Annotated in this window: 14 protein-coding genes; 6 read left to right on the top strand and 8 right to left on the bottom strand. The window is 68.1% G+C overall.

What is annotated here, in order from left to right; translation table 11 throughout:
- Positions 1 to 9 precede the first annotated feature (9 nt).
- Positions 10 to 1,062 (top strand): CDP-6-deoxy-delta-3,4-glucoseen reductase, encoded by a 1,053-nt coding sequence (locus tag AC1PPL_RS05460; RefSeq protein WP_479972849.1) that lies wholly within the window; start codon positions 10 to 12, stop codon positions 1,060 to 1,062.
- Between the two features lie 186 nt (positions 1,063 to 1,248).
- Here AC1PPL_RS05460 and AC1PPL_RS05455 read toward each other — a convergent pair whose 3' ends face one another.
- The gene (locus AC1PPL_RS05455; RefSeq protein WP_103738818.1) at positions 1,249 to 1,599 is read right to left on the bottom strand and encodes a four-helix bundle copper-binding protein; all 351 of its coding nucleotides are present in this window, start codon (positions 1,597 to 1,599) and stop codon (positions 1,249 to 1,251) included.
- A 132-nt stretch (positions 1,600 to 1,731) separates the two neighbouring features.
- On the opposite strand from AC1PPL_RS05455, the gene AC1PPL_RS05450 reads away from it, so the two are divergent.
- Positions 1,732 to 2,703, top strand: coding sequence for a Bug family tripartite tricarboxylate transporter substrate binding protein (locus AC1PPL_RS05450; protein ID WP_103738817.1), 972 nt, complete (start codon positions 1,732 to 1,734; stop codon positions 2,701 to 2,703).
- A 263-nt stretch (positions 2,704 to 2,966) separates the two neighbouring features.
- Here the strand turns inward: AC1PPL_RS05450 and folK are convergent, their stop codons facing one another.
- From folK to hda, 4 genes are read right to left on the bottom strand one after another with little or no spacing between them, the layout of a single operon-like run.
- A complete protein-coding gene (folK, locus tag AC1PPL_RS05445; RefSeq protein ID WP_123676002.1) occupies positions 2,967 to 3,485 on the bottom strand; it encodes a 2-amino-4-hydroxy-6-hydroxymethyldihydropteridine diphosphokinase in 519 nt (172 codons plus the stop codon).
- Positions 3,482 to 5,077, bottom strand: coding sequence for a polynucleotide adenylyltransferase PcnB (pcnB, locus tag AC1PPL_RS05440; RefSeq protein WP_479972848.1), 1,596 nt, complete (start codon positions 5,075 to 5,077; stop codon positions 3,482 to 3,484). Before pcnB ends, folK begins: the two co-directional genes overlap by 4 nt.
- Positions 5,074 to 5,775 (bottom strand): histidinol-phosphatase, encoded by a 702-nt coding sequence (locus AC1PPL_RS05435; RefSeq protein WP_011806133.1) that lies wholly within the window; start codon positions 5,773 to 5,775, stop codon positions 5,074 to 5,076. The genes pcnB and AC1PPL_RS05435 overlap by 4 nt, the downstream gene beginning before the upstream one ends.
- A 50-nt stretch (positions 5,776 to 5,825) precedes the next feature.
- Positions 5,826 to 6,518, bottom strand: coding sequence for a DnaA regulatory inactivator Hda (gene hda, locus AC1PPL_RS05430; RefSeq protein WP_479972847.1), 693 nt, complete (start codon positions 6,516 to 6,518; stop codon positions 5,826 to 5,828).
- A gap of 336 nt (positions 6,519 to 6,854) precedes the next feature.
- Here hda and purM point away from each other — a divergent pair, with 336 nt between their 5' ends.
- The 3 genes from purM (at position 6,855) to AC1PPL_RS05415 (ending at position 9,618) form a co-directional block, all read left to right on the top strand.
- Positions 6,855 to 7,904, top strand: a complete 1,050-nt coding sequence (gene purM / locus AC1PPL_RS05425; protein WP_479972846.1) for a phosphoribosylformylglycinamidine cyclo-ligase — start codon at positions 6,855 to 6,857, stop codon at positions 7,902 to 7,904.
- Between the two features lie 18 nt (positions 7,905 to 7,922).
- On the top strand, positions 7,923 to 9,002 hold the full coding sequence (locus AC1PPL_RS05420) for an AI-2E family transporter (RefSeq protein ID WP_479972845.1): 1,080 nt from the start codon (positions 7,923 to 7,925) through the stop codon (positions 9,000 to 9,002).
- A gap of 223 nt (positions 9,003 to 9,225) precedes the next feature.
- A complete protein-coding gene (locus AC1PPL_RS05415; RefSeq protein ID WP_011806137.1) occupies positions 9,226 to 9,618 on the top strand; it encodes a universal stress protein in 393 nt (130 codons plus the stop codon).
- Between the two features lie 88 nt (positions 9,619 to 9,706).
- Here the strand turns inward: AC1PPL_RS05415 and ppk2 are convergent, their stop codons facing one another.
- The 3 genes from ppk2 to murJ form a co-directional block, all read right to left on the bottom strand.
- Positions 9,707 to 10,621 carry a polyphosphate kinase 2 gene (gene ppk2 / locus AC1PPL_RS05410; RefSeq protein ID WP_011806138.1) on the bottom strand — a complete coding sequence of 305 codons (915 nt, stop codon included), beginning with the start codon at positions 10,619 to 10,621 and terminating at the stop codon, positions 9,707 to 9,709.
- Positions 10,622 to 10,728: 107 nt separating this feature from the next.
- Entirely contained in the window at positions 10,729 to 11,577 is an 849-nt protein-coding gene (locus AC1PPL_RS05405) for a SirB1 family protein (RefSeq protein WP_312130994.1), read from the bottom strand.
- A gap of 13 nt (positions 11,578 to 11,590) precedes the next feature.
- Positions 11,591 to 13,156 (bottom strand): murein biosynthesis integral membrane protein MurJ, encoded by a 1,566-nt coding sequence (gene murJ, locus AC1PPL_RS05400; RefSeq protein WP_047350742.1) that lies wholly within the window; start codon positions 13,154 to 13,156, stop codon positions 11,591 to 11,593.
- Positions 13,157 to 13,260: 104 nt separating this feature from the next.
- Between murJ and rpsT the strand changes: the two genes are divergently transcribed.
- Complete coding sequence (rpsT, locus tag AC1PPL_RS05395; protein ID WP_011806141.1) at positions 13,261 to 13,563, top strand: 30S ribosomal protein S20; 303 nt, start codon at positions 13,261 to 13,263, stop codon at positions 13,561 to 13,563.
- The last annotated feature ends 59 nt before the right edge of the window (positions 13,564 to 13,622 follow it).

Here is a 13,622-nt window from a genome sequence, read left to right as displayed (position 1 = left end):
CCCACTGTCATGACCAGCGCAGAGACCGCATTCCAGATCACCGTGCAGCCCAGTGGCCGTGCCTTCGAGGCGCAGGCTGGCGAAACCATCCTGTCCGCGGCCATCCGCGGCGGCGTGGGCATGCCCTACGGTTGCAAGGACGGTGCCTGCGGCTCGTGCAAGTGCAAGAAGCTCAGCGGCTCGGTGGTGCACGGCGATCACCAACAGAAGGCGCTGAGCACCGAGGAGGAAGAAGCCGGCTTCGTGCTCACCTGCTGTGCCCAGCCGCTGACCGACGTGGTGCTGGAATCGCGCCAGGTGACCGACGAGAGCGCCTATCCCATCAAGAAGCTGCCGGTGCGCGTGGCGGCGCTCATGCGCGCATCGCACGATGTGATGCAGGTGCGCCTGCAACTGCCCGCGGCCGACACCTTCCGCTACCACGCGGGCCAGTACATCGAATTCATCCTGCGTGACGGCGCGCGCCGCGCGTACTCCATGGCCAACGCACCCCACACGCAGGAAGGCGCGCCAGGCGTGGAGCTGCACATCCGCCACATGCCCGGCGGGCGCTTCACCGACCATGTGTTCAACGCCATGAAGGAGAAGGAAATCCTGCGCGTGGAGGGCCCTTTCGGCAGCTTCTTCCTGCGCGAGGACTCCGACAAGCCCATGGTGTTTCTGGCTTCAGGCACGGGCTTCGCGCCCATCAAGGCGCTGATCGAACACATGCAGCACAAGGGCATCACGCGCCCGGCCACGCTCTACTGGGGCGGGCGCCGCCCGGCGGATCTGTACATGGACGGCTGGATCCGCGAGCGCCTGGCCGCGCTGCCAAACCTGCGCTACGTGCCCGTGGTCTCCGACGCCCTGCCCGAGGACGGATGGGCCGGCCGCACGGGCTTCGTGCACCATGCGGTCATGGAGGACATTGCCGACCTCTCGGGCTACCAGGTCTATGCCTGCGGCGCGCCCATCGTGGTGGACTCGGCCCGCGCCGCCTACAGCGCGGAGCGAGGCCTGCCGCCCGACGAGTTCTACGCCGACGCGTTCACGTCCGAGGCCGACAAGCACGGCGGCTGACGGGCGCTTCCCCGCGGCGCACCGCGCACAACCCTGCGCCACGCAACGGGCGTTGTGCCCGGCCAGCAGGTGTCGTCGAACGGGATCTGCTAGACCACGGGCGCCGTGCTCCATCCGCGCCGCACGGCACTCCGAAGGCGGCGACAGGGCCGCGGTAAGCGCCGCCGCTCAGGGACCGTACTTCACTCAAGCGATCATGTCGCGGCACAGGCTGGCGCAGCGCTTGCAGGCTTCCGCGCAGTCCTGGCAATGGTCCGCCGCGTGGCTCATGCATTCCTGTGCGCAGCTTTCGCAGATGCGCGCGCACAGCTCGCAGACATAGTTCACGTGCGGACTCTCGCGGGCCATGGTGGCAGCGGCCAGGCGGCAGATGTCGGCGCAGTCCATGTCCAGCGCGATGCACTTGGCCATGTGGCGCGGGTCGGGCTCGCGCAGGCACGCCGCGGCGCAGAAATCGCAGGTGGCAGCGCATGCGTTGCAGGCCGCGATGCAGTGGGAGTAGCGTGATTCGTCCAGGATGGTGGGGGCGTCCAGCATGTCAGTCCTTTCATGGGCGGGAGCAGGCAAGGCCCGGGCCCATCGTAGAAAGATGCGCCGCGCCTTGTCGTAGGACAGGGCAGCATTGCGGCGCCACGGAAGCGTCTTCCATTTTTTGCACAATGGAGGCCTATGAACCGCAGACACCTTCTTCTTTCGGCCGCTGCCATTGGCGCGGCACTCGCAGCCCCCTTGAGCCACGCGCAGGACGCGCCGATCCGCCTGGTCGTGCCCTACGCGCCTGGCGGCCCGCTGGACGTGACGGCCCGCGCGCTGGCCGAGCGCGTGCGCGACACGCTCGGCGTGGTGGTGGTCGACAACAAGGCGGGTGCGGGCGGCAACATCGGCGCCGATCTGATCGCCAAGTCCGCGCCCGACGGGCACACCATCGGCATCGCCGCCACGGCCACGCACGCCGTGAACCCCTGGCTGTACAACCGCATGCCCTATGACGCGGCCAAGGACTTCGCCGGCATCACGCAGATGGTGCGCGTGCCCAACGTGCTGGTGGTCAACGCCGCGCGGGCCGAGCAGCTCAAGATCAACACCCTGCAGGACCTGATCGCCTACGCCAAGGCCAACCCCGCCAAGCTCAACTACGGCAGCGGCGGCAACGGCAGCGCCGGCCACCTGGCGGGCGAGATGTTCAAGCAGAAGGCCGGCATCTTCGCGCTGCACATCCCCTACCGCGGCGCCAGCCCCGCGCAGCTGGCCCTGTTGGCCGGCGAGGTGGACTTCAACATCGACAACCTGGCCGCCGCCGCGCCCAACATCAAGTCGGGCAAGCTCAAGGCCCTGGCCGTCACCTCGCTGGAAGCCAGCCCCATGCTGCCCGGCGTGCCCCCGCTGTCGCAGACCTTCAAGGGCTTCGCCATCGACACCTGGTGGGGTCTGGTGGCACCGGCCGGCACGCCCAAACCCGTGATCGCCAAGCTCAACAAGGCCTTCACAGAGGCACTCAAGGCACCGGAAACCAAGACGCGCTTTTCCGCGCTGATGGCCGAGCCCGTGGCCACCACGCCCGAGCAGTTCGACGCCTTCATGGCCGCCGAGCGCGCCAAGTACCAGCAGGTGGTGAAGGCCTCCGGCGCCAAGGTGGACTGACCGGAACGCGGCATTCCGGGTGCCACCGGAGTGCCGCGGGCGGCGCACGGCGCGACTGTCCGGGCGTGTCGTCGTCAGCCTGGGGCCAAGCCGCCCCAACGGCGCCCCCTGTTGCGCTGCCGCACCCGCCGCCACGGCGGTGACGCCTCGCAACCGGCGGCGTGCTTACATCAAAAATAAGAGCGCCTCACGCTTGCCATACGGCGGTTTGCAGGTGGTTTCACCTTCAAACGTCCGCACGACCAGCGCAAGCAGCTATTAATTCAGGAGTTTGCGCCCAGCCATTCGGTGGCTTCGGCCAGGCGCTCGATGCGCTGGCCGCTGGCCAGGGCGCGCTGGGCGGCTGTGCCACACGTCTGGGCCAGGCCGGGCGCCAGTTCCGCCAGAGGAAGGAGCACGAAGGCCCGCTCGCCCATGCGCGGGTGGGGCAGCGTGAGTTCGGCGCCGTCCAGGCGCTCCTCCCCGTACAACAGCAGATCCAGGTCCAGCGTGCGTGGCGCGTTGCGGTAGGGGCGCTCGCGCCCCGCGGCCTGCTCGATGGCCTGCAGGGCATGCAGCAGCGCCAGTGGCGCCAAGGTGGTCTGCAACTGCGCCACGGCATTGAGATAGTCGGGCCCGCCGGCATCCACCGGCGCGCTGCGGTACAGCGACGAAACCTGCCGCACCTGGGTGCCGGGCAACGCGCCCATCGCCCGCACCGCGTCGCGCAGCGCGCCGCGCGCATCCCCCAGATTGGCGCCCAGGCCCACCCAGGCGCTGGCCGCCACGGAAGGCGAGGTCACACCTCGCCCGCGGGCGCGCCACCCTCGGATGCACCGCTGCCCGTGGGCTTGCGGCGACGGCGGCGGCGCTTCTTGGGCGCAGCAGCGTCCTCTGCCGCTGGCTCGGCCAGGGAATCACCGGCATCGCTGGCCCTGCGCGGGGGCTCGGCGTCGTCCGTGGCGACTGGCGCGGCCTTGGGCACGCGCCGTACCGTGGGCTGGGCCTTGCGCTGGCGCGCGCGCTGCTCCTCGCGCGCCTGCTCGATCATGTCCTCACGGCGCGCATCGTCGGCCAGCGAGAACTCCTGCCACCACTCGGCCAGCGCCTCCTCCACCTCGCCCACGTCCGCGCGCAGGCGCAGGAAGTCGAAGCCCGCGCGAAAACGCAGGTGCGCCACCATGCCGAAGGGCGTGCTACCCGAGCGTTTCTCGAAGCGCGGCTGCATGACCCAGATCTCGCGCATGTCCGCCGCCAGCTTGCCGCGGCCGGAGACATCGCCGATGCGCTTGTCGAACACATCGTCGATCGCATCCTGCAGCGCCGGGAAGGGCTGCTGGCGCCCCAGGCGCTGCTCCCAGCCGGCCTTCACGTCCTGCCACAGCACACAGGCCAGCAGGAAGCTGGGCGCAACGGGTTTGCCCTCGCCCACGCGGCGGTCGGTGTCGGCCAGCGCGGCCTGCACGAACGGGTGACTGGAACGGTCCACCACCACGTCCAGCAGCGGGTAGATGCCCGTGGCCAGGCCCAGGGATTTGAGCTGCGCGATCGAGGCCAGCGCGTGGCCGGTCTGCAGCAGCTTCAGCATCTCGTCGAACAGGCGGCTTTGCGGCACCTCCCGCAGCAGCGGCTCGCACTCCACCAGGGGCTTGGCGGTCTTGGGCTCCAGGGCAAAGCCCAGCGGGCTGAGCTTGGCCGCAAAGCGCACGGCGCGGATGATGCGCACGGGGTCCTCGCGGTAGCGCGTGGCCGGGTCGCCGATCATGCGCAGCACGCGTTTCTTGGCGTCCTCGATGCCCTTGTGGAAGTCCACCACGACCTCGGTCTCTGGGTCGTAGTACATGGCGTTGACGGTGAAGTCGCGCCGCGTGGCGTCCTCGTCCTGCGGGCCCCAGACGTTGTCGCGCAGCACGCGGCCGCTGGCGTCCACGGCATGGTGCATGCCGGCCAGCTGGGCCTTGCTGGTCTTTTCGTTGCCCCCCACCTGCTCGGCTGCCGCGTTGTCCATGTATGCGCGGAAAGTGGAGACCTCGATCACCTCATGCTCGCGCCCGCGGCCGTGCACCACGTGCACGATGCGAAAGCGCTTGCCGATGATGAAAGCACGCCGGAACAGGCTCTTGACCTGCTCGGGCGTGGCGTTGGTGGCCACGTCGAAGTCCTTGGGCTTGAGGCCCAGCAGCAGGTCGCGCACCGCGCCGCCGACGATGTAGGCCTCGTAGCCCGCCTGCTTGAGTGTGCGCACCACTTCGCTGGCGCGGCGGTCCACCAGTTCGGGGTTGATGCCGTGCACCGCGGCGGGCACTTCCGCACGCTTGCCAAAGCGGCCGCGTGTGCCACGGCCCGCGCCGGCGGCGCCCTTGCCCAGCAGTTTGTCGATGAAGGTCTTGATCATGGGTGTGGGGGAAACAGGTCCAGAATGCGCCAGCCGCGCTGGGAAGCCAGTGCGCGCAGGCGTGGATCGGGGTTGGTGGCGACGGGATGATCCACCTTTTCCAGCAGCGGCACATCGTTCATGGAGTCACTGTAGAACGTGCTGTCCACGTCCGTCCAGCGCAGGCCGCGCTCGGCCAGCCATTGCTCCATGCGCTGCACCTTGCCCTCGCGCATGGAGGGCACGCCGCGAATGCCACCGGTGATCCAGCCGTCGTCGCCGCGCTCCAGCTCCACGGCGACCAGCTGATCCACGCCCAACGCCAGAGCGATGGGGCGGGTGACGAACTCGTTGGTGGCGGTGATGATGAGCACCTCGTCGCCCGCGTCGCGGTGGCGCTGTACCAGTGCGCGCGCTTCCTCGCGCAGCGCGGGCTGGATCACCTCGCGCATGAACTGCGCGTGCGCCAGGGCCGCCGCCTCGGCGCCGCGCTGGCGAATGGCGTCGGTGGCGAAGCGCACGTAGTCGTGCACGTCCAGCCGCCCGGCGACGTAGTCGTCGTAGAACGCCTTGTTGCGCCGGCCGAACTCTTCGCGGTCGGCCCAGCCGATGCGGATGGTGAATTCGCCCCACTCGTAGTCGGAATCCAGGGGCAGCAAGGTGTGGTCCAGGTCGAACAGGGCCAGTCGGCGGCGTTGTACCTGCGTGTCAAAGGTCATGCGTTGATTGCAATGGGTGGATGAAAGCGCCCTGCACCGATGGCCGCGCGCTACTCGGTCTCCAGCATGGTCTTGAGCAGCGGGACGGTGACGGCGCGCTGCGTGCGCAGCGCAAAGCTGTCGAGCCGGTCCAGCAGCTGCATGAGGCTGCCCAGGTCGCGCGAAAAGCGGCCCAGCATGTAGTTCATGACCTCATCGGCCAGGAAGATGCCGCGCGCATCGGCCTGCTGGCGCAGCACGGCGCGGCGCTCCTGCTCGTCCAGCAGCTGGAGCTGGAACACGTGGCCCCAGCCCAGCCGTGTGCGCAGGTCGTCGCGCAGCGGCAGGTCGGCCGGCGGCAGGTCGCCCGCGGCCAGTACCCAGCGGGGCGCTCCTTCGGTGGGGTTGATGGCGTTGACGAACCAGTTGAAAGCCGCCGCCTGCTGCGCCGTGGTGTACAGGTGCACCTCGTCGAGCAGCACCGCGCTCCAGCGCTCGTCGAAGGCCGAGGGCAGCCCCACGGAGGCGTCGAGCCAGCCCACGCTGGCGCCCTGCCCGCGCAGCGCCTCGTACGTGGCCCGCAGCAGGTGCGACTTGCCGGTGCCCGTTTCGCCCCACAGGTAGGTGGGCACGGGCGAGCGCGGCGCGGCGCCACCGGCCACCGCCAGCCGCAGGTGCTGCAGTGCCTGCGCGTTGGGGCCGGCATGGAAGTTGTCGAGCGTGGGGCCGGTCACCAGGCCAATGTCCAGGGCCAGCTGCTTCATGGCGAGCGCCACCCGCGCAAATGCGGCGCGCCCCGGCCTCCGCGCGCAATGCGGAGCGTGGCCGGGCCGTAACGGGATGGAGTGGATGGCATGGGAGGCAAGGTAGGGGACGCGCCGCGGTTCACCGCCGCGAAACCACGGAGGCACCCGGAAAGCGGGTGGCACGCAGGGCGTGCAACCCGCGATTTTAGTGCGTCGATGGGCCAGACGACCCGAGCCCGGGCCGCGTGCGGCGCAGCCCGCCGCGCGGGGGCATTCGCGGCCCGCCCGGGCGGACCCTTAAAATCCCCGCTTTCCGGCCCGCCGACCGCGGCCCTCAGCACTGACGCACATCCCATGAGTTCCTCTGCCCCCTCCACTCCCATCTCCTACAAAGACGCCGGCGTTGACATCGACGCAGGCGACGCGCTGGTCGAGCGCATCAAGCCGCTGGCCAAGAAGACCCTGCGCGAGGGGGTGATGGCGGGCATCGGCGGCTTTGGCGCGCTGTTCGAGGTGCCCAAGCGCTACCAGGAGCCGGTGCTGGTCTCGGGCACCGACGGCGTGGGCACCAAGCTCAAGCTGGCGTTCGAGTGGAACATGCACGACACCGTGGGCATCGACCTGGTGGCCATGAGCGTCAACGACGTGCTGGTACAGGGCGCCGAGCCTCTGTTCTTCCTGGACTACTTCGCCTGCGGCAAGCTGGACGTGGACACCGCCGCCGCAGTGGTGGGGGGCATTGCCCGTGGCTGTGAGCTGAGCGGCTGCGCACTGATCGGCGGCGAGACGGCCGAGATGCCCGGCATGTACCCCGACGGTGAATACGACCTGGCCGGCTTTGCCGTGGGCGCGGTCGAGAAGTCGAAGATCCTCACCGGCCAGACGGTGAAACCCGGCGACGTGGTGCTGGGCCTGGCCTCCAGCGGCGTGCATTCCAACGGTTTTTCGCTGGTGCGCAAGTGCATCGAGCGCGCCGCGGCCGCCGGCACGCTGCCCGACACGCTGGACGGCAAGCCCTTCAAGGCCGCCGTCATGGAGCCCACGCGCCTGTACGTGAAGAACGTGCTGGCCGCGCTGGCACAGCATCCGATCAAGGCCCTGGCCCACATCACCGGTGGTGGTCTGCTGGAGAACATTCCGCGGGTACTGCCCGAAGGCACGGCCGCCCACCTGAAGGCCTGCAGCTGGCCGCAGACGGAGCTGTTCGCCTGGCTGCAAAAGACCGCCGGCATCGACGACATCGAGATGAACCGCACGTTCAACAACGGCATCGGCATGGTGGTGGTCGTGCCGGCGGAGGCCGCCGATGCCACGGCCGCCACGCTGCGCGCGCTGGGCGAGGCGGTGTACGCCATCGGCGCCATTGCCGAGCGTGGCGACGGCGCCGCCGTCGTCGTGGGCTGATCCAGCGCGATTGGCACGATGCCTTCGGGTCAGCCGCCGCAAGGCTCCGCCGCCACGCCTGCCGCCCTGAGGCCGCCATTCGCGCCCGCCACGCGGGGCGTGGTGATCGCCAGCTACGTGCTGATGGGCGCCGCGCTGCTGCTGGTGATGCTGCGCGGGCTGCTGCCCGGGCTGCTGTGCGTGTGCCTGGGTTTTCTGCTCACGCGTTGGCTGGCGCCACGCCTGGGGTGGTTCCCGTCGCGCACGGCGAACAGCATGGCAACCCGCGGCCAGACGGCAGCCGCCACGCTGGTCATGCTGTCTCCCTTGCTGCTGCTGGCGCTGGCGCTGTCGCATTCGCGCACCTATATCGTCGACGCCCCCCAGCAATACCGCGAACTGCTGGACTTCCTGGCCCGCACCGTGCTGGAACTGCGGCTGAAGCTGCCCACCGACATCGCGGCCCAGTTGCCCGAAGGCGCCGCCGAAATCCAGCGCACCATCGCCGCCTATCTGGCCGCCAAGGCTGGCGCCCTGGCCATGGCGGGGCGCGCCTGGCTCACGGGCCTGCTGTATGCCTATGTGGGCCTGCTGATCGGGGCACTGGCCGCCGTACGCAGCGTGGGCGCTTCACGCGGCCCCTTGGCACAAGAGCTGGTGCTGCGCATCGCGCGTATGGGAGAGGCCTTCCGCCAGATCGTCGCGGCGCAGTTCTGGATTGCCGCCTTCAACACGCTGCTCACCGCCCTGTTCCTGTTGCTGGTGCTGCCCCTGTGGGACTTGGAACTGCCCTACACTCCCGCTTTGATCACCCTGACCTTCGTGGCCGGCCTGGTGCCCATCGTGGGCAACCTGCTGTGCAACGCGGTCATCACGCTGGTGGGGCTGTCGGTATCGCCCGTTGCGGCCGTGGCCTGCCTGGCCTTCCTGATCCTGATCCATAAGGCCGAGTACGTGATCAACGCCAAGGTCGTGGGGCGGCGCACCCACATGGGCGTGTGGGAGCTGCTGTCGGTGATGTTCGTGGCCGAAGCCGTCTTCGGCCCCGCGGGGCTGGTGGCGGCACCGCTGTTCTACGCCTACCTGAAGAAAGAGCTGGAAGCCGCGCGGCTGGTATAGCCGTCGCGTCGCAAAAACCATAGCTGCTCGCGCTTGTCCAGCAAGCGCTGCAAGGCTTTTTCACCCCCAAACCCTTTTCCCGCGTCCGCCGCGGCGCCTGGCCCTCATCGCGCGCCCCGCACCCGGGATGACACTCGCCAACGCCTGCGATGTTGGGCTATTCTGGCGGCTGGCGCGCAGTGCGCCAGACACATCGTCATCACAGCTATAAGGGAGACTTTGCATGACCATTCTCGTCGCCTACGTTCCACGCCCCGAAGGCCGGGCCGCGCTGGACAAGGGCATCGAAATCGCCACCCGCCGCAATGAACGCCTGGTCGTCGTCAACGCCGGCCCCGGCGGGCGCCAGGAAGACCCCAGCATCGTCAACGGCTACGAGGCCGAACGTGTGGAGGAGCGCCTGGCCACGCTGCCGATCGAGGCCGAGTTCAAGCAGTTCGTGCGCGGCAAGAGCACCATCGAGGAGATCGAGGAAATGGTCGCGGCGCTGCAGGTATCCGTGCTGGTGATCGGCCTGCGCAAACGCTCGCCCGTCGGCAAGCTGCTGCTGGGCAGCATGGCGCAGGAGATCTTGCTCAACGTCGATTGCCCGGTATTGGCCGTCAAGGCCGCTTAAAGGCACGTCCGAGCGCCCCAGGGCGCTCGGCTCCCCCGGCCTCCGCTTGCCTTGGCGTGGACTGGACCACCCGCCCAATCGCCAATCGTCAGTACCGCTCGGGCACGATCATGCTGCCGGGCGTGGGCTGGCGCAGGTAGTCCGGGTGGCGCACGCGGTCGGGCAGCACCACCTCGGTATGCGGCACATCGGCATACGGCAGCTGCTCCAGCAAGTGGGCGATACAGTTGAGGCGCGCTTTCTTCTTGTCCACGGCCTGCACCACCCACCATGGGGCCTCGGGGATGTGGGTGCGCTCCAGCATCGCCTCCTTGGCCTTGGTGTATTCCTCCCAGCGCACGCGGCTCTCCAGGTCCATGGGGCTCAGTTTCCACTGCTTGAGCGGGTCGTGGATGCGCCCCAGGAACCGCAGGTGCTGCTCCTCGTCGGAGATCGAGAACCAGTACTTGATGAGCCGGATGCCTGAGCGCACGAGCATCTTCTCGAACTCCGGCACGCTGCGGAAGAACTCCTCGTACTCCTCCTCCGTGCAAAAGCCCATCACTTTCTCGACGCCCGCGCGGTTGTACCAGCTGCGGTCAAAGAGCACGATCTCGCCCGCCGCAGGCAGGTGCGCCACATAGCGCTGGAAGTACCACTGCGTGCGCTCGCGGTCATTGGGCGCAGGTAGCGCCGCCACGCGCACCACGCGCGGGTTCAACCGTTGGGTAATGCGCTTGATCACCCCGCCCTTGCCGGCGGCGTCGCGCCCCTCGAAGATCACCACCACCTTCTGCCTTGAGTGCTGCACCCAGTCCTGCAGCTTGACCAGCTCGCCCTGCAGGCGGAACAGCTCCCGGAAATATTGCTGGCGTGCCAGCCGGTCCACGGGCGCCTGCAGTCCGTGCTCATCGAAGGCGCGGTCCTCGATCTCCAGCTCCAACTCCTCGTCATAGCCGTCGGCCAGATCGTCGGCGATGCGTTCCATGAGTTCGTGGGAATTGATCTCGGATATATGCGGCATGACTGGTACCTTCTCGGCAGGCAGAAGATGGTGACAACTCTTCGTGTCCAGCACATGACATGGTGCGCTTTTGCCATGTTTTTGTCACATGGCACGCTTGGCCTGGATCAGAAACGGCGCAGTTCTTTCACGCGCTGTGCGATCGCATGGGCATCTTCGGCACCCGCAGCGTGGGCCAGATAGGTCTCCAGGTTCTCCAGCGCTTGCAGGGATGCGCCGCTCTCCGCATACGCCAGGCCGCGGTCGCGCCACTCGCTCCAGGCATCGGGCAGCAACACGATGAGCCGGTCCTGCACCGCCACCAGGCGACTCCAGTCCTGGCGCGCGCGGTGGATTTCCTTCAGATTGCGCAGCATGCGCGCAAGAATGTCCCGCTCCGTGGCGGCCTGCAGATACAGGCCCAGCGGAGCTTCGTCCTCCAGCGGTCCGTGTCCGCGGCGAAAAGGTTCCAGCCGCTCGCCCAGCGCTTCGCGCGAGAGGGAAAGCCCCGTCATCGGGTCCATCACGACCTGACCCGTGGGCATGAGCACCTTGACCAGGAAATGCCCGGGAAAGGCCACCCCGTGCGCACGCAGGCCCACGCCCTGCGCCAGCTCCAGCCACAACACCGCCAGCGAGATGGGAATGCCGCGCCGCTTCTCCAGCACGACGTGCAAATAGCTGTTGCCCGGCGCATAGTAGTCGTTGAGATTGCCCGCAAAGCCCAGTTCGCCAAAGAAGAACTGGTTGAGCAGATTGAGCCGCAGCAGCGGTTCGGCATCCTGCGCAATGCGCCGCTGCAGCCGCGCCTGCAGGCGGTCCATCTCGTCCAGGAACTGCTGCACATCCAGGCGCGGATATTCGTCCTGCGCGATGCAGGCCGCCGACTCCAGCAACGCGATGGCGCCGCCCTGCGGCACCTGGACCAGCGACGCGAAATACTCCAGCGGCGTGGGAACGGAATAGCTCAACGCCATGCGCCCTCTCCCTTCAGCGGCGCAACAGCTGGCGCAGCTTGAGCCCGCAGGCCCACAGCGCGCCAAAGTACAGCGCAGCCGATGCGGCGAGCAGCAGCGCCAGCAGTCCCGCACGCTGCAAGCTGTGCGCTCGCAGCGCCAGCCAGTCGAAGTGGTGGGAGGCCCAGAGCAGGAACACGGCCAGCAGCGCACTGGCGGCAATCACCTGCAGCGCAAACCGGCCCCAGCCTTCGCGCGGGCGAAAGCTTCCCCGACGCAGCAGCCCCGTGAGCAGCCACAGGGCGTTGATGAGCGCACCCAAGCCGATCGACAGCGCCAGCCCCGCGTGCGCCAGCAGGGGCACCAGCGCGGCATTCATGATCTGCGTGGCCACCAGCACCACGATGGCGATGCGCACGGGCGTGCGGATATCCTGGCTGGCGTAGTAACCCGGCGCCAGCACCTTGATGGCCACCAGGCCCAGCAACCCCGCTCCATAGCCTGCCAGCGCCACGGAGATCTGCCGCACGTCGCCGTCGTTCAGCGCACCATGGTGGAACAGCGTGGCCACCAGCGGCGTTGCGAAGGTCAGCAGTCCCACGGCGCAGGGTACAGCCAGCAGCACCACGATGCGCAGCCCCCAGTCCAACATGGCCGAGTAGCGTTCACCATCTCCCGCAGCCTTGGCGGCCGACAACTGCGGCGTGAGCACCACGCCCAGCGCCACGCCCAGCAGGGCCGTGGGAAATTCCATGAGGCGGTCAGCATAAAACAGCCATGTCACGCTGCCCGGCGTGAGATAGGACGCGATCTGCGTGTTGATCATCAGCGAGATCTGCGCCACTCCCACGCCCAGCAACGCCGGCGCCATCAGGGTAAGAATGCGGCGCACGCCTGGGTCCTGCCAGGCACTGCGTACCCTGCCCCAGGTCATGCCGATGCGGGGCAGCAGCCCCAGGCGGCGCAATGCGGGCAATTGCACCGCCAGTTGCAGCACCCCGCCACCCATCACCCCGCCCACCATGGCGTAGATGGGCTCTATGCCCCGCGCCGCCAGTTGTGGCGCGCCCAGCCAAGCGGCCGCGATCATGCACAGATTCAGCAGCACGGGTGTGGCGGCCGGCACGCCAAAGCGCTTCCAGGTGTTGAGCACGCCCGCAGAAAGGGCCACCAGCGACATGAATCCAATGTAGGGGAACATCCAGCGCGTCATGAACACGGCGGCGTCGAACCCCTCCGGACTCTGGCGCAACCCGCTGGCCAGCGCCCACACGAGCAGCGGCGCTCCTACCACCCCCAGCACGCAGGTCAGTAGCAGCGCCCAGAACAGCGCCGTGGCCACGGCGTTCACAAGTGCATGGGTGTCCTCATCGCCATGCTGCGCCTTGTGCGCGGCCAGGACGGGCACGAAGGCCTGGCTGAACGCCCCTTCGGCGAACAAGCGGCGAAACAGGTTGGGAATGCGAAAAGCGACGTTGAAAGCGTCTGTCAGAACGTTGGCGCCGAACATCGAGGCCATGAGCAGATCACGCACCAGGCCCGTCACGCGGGAGGCCAGGGTCAACAGCGATACGGTGGAAGCGGCTTTGAACAGGGACACCGGCGCAAGTGTATGCGTTTGGCGCCGCGCCACGCCCGAAATGGCGGCTGCGCTATAATGGCCGGCTTTGCTGACAACATCCTCAGACACAAGGAACACATACCATGGCATCTGGAAAGCCAAAGAAAAAGAACCCCCGCCTGGCATCGGGCCGCAAGCGCGCCCGCCAAGGCCTCAAGCTGAACGCAGCCAACACCTCGCTGCGCTCCAAGTACCGCACCGCCGTCAAGAACGTCGAGAAGGCTGTTCTGGCCGGTGACAAGACCAAGGCAACCGAGTTGTTCGCCAAGGCCCAGTCCGTGCTGGACACCATCGCCGACAAGGGCATCTTCCACAAGAACAAGGCAGCTCGCGACAAGAGCCGCCTGTCCGCCAAGGTGAAAGCCTTGGCTCTGGCAGCCGCCTAAATTCACCGCCTGCCCCGCGCAGGCCAACAGCCCGGGTGGGTCGCCACCCGCCGTTTGTA

It is taken from the genome of Diaphorobacter sp. B2A2W2 (genome assembly GCF_056730635.1).
Note: the sequence above shows the minus strand (reverse complement) of the source record. Positions and strands in the feature narration are given on the sequence as shown.

Coding starts and splice junctions, on each gene's coding strand:
- AC1PPL_RS05460 (WP_479972849.1), top strand. CDS start 10: ATGACCAGCGCAGAGACCGCATTCCAGATCACCGTGCAGCCCAGTGGC.
- AC1PPL_RS05455 (WP_103738818.1), bottom strand. CDS start 1,599: ATGCTGGACGCCCCCACCATCCTGGACGAATCACGCTACTCCCACTGC.
- AC1PPL_RS05450 (WP_103738817.1), top strand. CDS start 1,732: ATGAACCGCAGACACCTTCTTCTTTCGGCCGCTGCCATTGGCGCGGCA.
- pcnB (WP_479972848.1), bottom strand. CDS start 5,077: ATGATCAAGACCTTCATCGACAAACTGCTGGGCAAGGGCGCCGCCGGC.
- AC1PPL_RS05435 (WP_011806133.1), bottom strand. CDS start 5,775: ATGACCTTTGACACGCAGGTACAACGCCGCCGACTGGCCCTGTTCGAC.
- hda (WP_479972847.1), bottom strand. CDS start 6,518: ATGAAGCAGCTGGCCCTGGACATTGGCCTGGTGACCGGCCCCACGCTC.
- purM (WP_479972846.1), top strand. CDS start 6,855: ATGAGTTCCTCTGCCCCCTCCACTCCCATCTCCTACAAAGACGCCGGC.
- AC1PPL_RS05420 (WP_479972845.1), top strand. CDS start 7,923: ATGCCTTCGGGTCAGCCGCCGCAAGGCTCCGCCGCCACGCCTGCCGCC.
- AC1PPL_RS05415 (WP_011806137.1), top strand. CDS start 9,226: ATGACCATTCTCGTCGCCTACGTTCCACGCCCCGAAGGCCGGGCCGCG.
- ppk2 (WP_011806138.1), bottom strand. CDS start 10,621: ATGCCGCATATATCCGAGATCAATTCCCACGAACTCATGGAACGCATC.
- AC1PPL_RS05405 (WP_312130994.1), bottom strand. CDS start 11,577: ATGGCGTTGAGCTATTCCGTTCCCACGCCGCTGGAGTATTTCGCGTCG.
- rpsT (WP_011806141.1), top strand. CDS start 13,261: ATGGCATCTGGAAAGCCAAAGAAAAAGAACCCCCGCCTGGCATCGGGC.